The sequence below is a fragment of the Cyanobacteriota bacterium genome (genome assembly GCA_025054735.1).
In the GTDB taxonomy this organism is placed as follows: domain Bacteria; phylum Cyanobacteriota; class Cyanobacteriia; order SKYG9; family SKYG9; genus SKYG9.
In genome coordinates, this window is record JANWZG010000614.1 from 1 (window position 1) to 1,555 (window position 1,555).

Sequence of the window (1,555 nt, forward strand, 5' to 3'; positions counted from 1 at the left end):
TGACTCGTAGGTTAGTGCTGTCTGGTAAGGGTGTGATCGCCTCGACTAAAGGATGGTTGCGTAGCTCTGCAATCAAGGCTTCTACATCTCCAAGGGTGCCCACGATAATTTGTTGGCGGCTGAGGCGTTGGTATAGATCCTTAAGGGGTGCACTCTCCACTAAAAATCCCAATTCCATAATGCCTACGGAAGTGCAGAGTTCTGCTAAGTCACTGAGCACGTGGGATGAAATCAGGATGGTCATGCCAGCTTCTTGAAGCGTTTTGATGATTTCTCGAAACTGCATCCGAGCGATCGGATCCAATCCAGACACTGGCTCATCCAACAACAGCAGAATTGGCTCGTGGATAATGGTACGTGCCAAGCTCAAGCGCTGCTTCATCCCCCTAGATAGGGTAGAGATTTGGCTGTTGCGTTTACTGGTCAATTGCACGAGTTCTAGCACATCATGCAGGCGTTCCCGACGGCGAGGATTGCGTAGACGATAGAGGCGAGCAAAGTAGTCTAAATAGTCCCAAACGGTGAGGTCATCATAAAGCGGAAAGTCATCGGGCAGGTAACCCAGATGACGCTTCAAGTTGGGATTACTGTGATCTCGACGCAGCCGTTCTCCAGCAATGTAAATTTCGCCTGTAGTCGGCTCTTCAGCAGCGGCTAACATGCGGATGAGGGTGGTCTTACCAGCACCATTGGGGCCAATTAATCCATAGACTTCACCGGTTTTTACCTCTAGATCAACGTCGTTAACAGCGGTCTGGCGATCGAACTGCTTGGTCAAGTTGTGGGTGCGAATTGCAAAGTCAGTCGTCATCATGGGTATGCTCTGGAGAGTGAATTAGTCATGAATATGCACAAGGTGGAACTGCCCCATTCACCGTTTGTGGAACACCAATGAACAGACTTGATTTCCTTCTCTCTACACCAGCCATCCGCAAAATTCCTGACATTAGTTTAGTCTAGGCTGTTCAGCTCAGAGCCAGTGTTCTTTACAGGTCAATTTCACGATCGTCCTCAAAATTAGGCATCATATTAAATATGTATAAGGAAATATGTCTTAACAAATTTGTTTGTACGGGTTGGTCACATCAGTCGTGAGAGGGGTGCAACTTTGAAAGTTCTGACAACACTTGAACCCCAGACCCGTCAAGATTTGCTGGTGTTATTCATGGCTGGACTATTGTTTTGGACAAGTCTGGCTCTGTTATTGCCTGTGCTGCCGCTGTTTGTCAGTGATTTAGGCGGCACTGAACAGCAAGTAGGGTTTGTGATGGGGGCCTTCGCCGTTGGTCTAGTTATGTCGCGTCGATGGATAGGGCGTTGGACAGATCAATATGGCCGCAAGCTAGTAATGCTGATTGGTTTAGGAGTGGTAGCGATCGCACCCTTGGGATACTTGGTTCTTTACAACATCCCCAGCCACATCTTGCCTCACATCCCCGCCATGATTGGGATTCGTGCTTTCCATGGCATTAGCATCGCTGCTTTTACCACAGCCTATAGCGCTTTGATTGTGGATATTTCGCCGGTGGACAAGCGGGGTGAACTCCTGGGTTAT

2 protein-coding genes are annotated in these 1,555 nt (G+C 48.6%); one reads left to right on the forward strand and one right to left on the reverse strand.

Annotation, left to right across the window (positions count from 1 at the left end; genetic code table 11):
* On the reverse strand, positions 1–811 hold an 811-nt coding region (locus NZ772_18715; protein MCS6815590.1), incomplete at its 3' end, for an ABC transporter ATP-binding protein.
* 297 nt (positions 812–1,108) lie between these two features.
* Here NZ772_18715 and NZ772_18720 point away from each other — a divergent pair.
* The coding region (locus NZ772_18720; GenBank protein MCS6815591.1) for an MFS transporter at positions 1,109–1,555 on the forward strand (447 nt) is incomplete at its 3' end.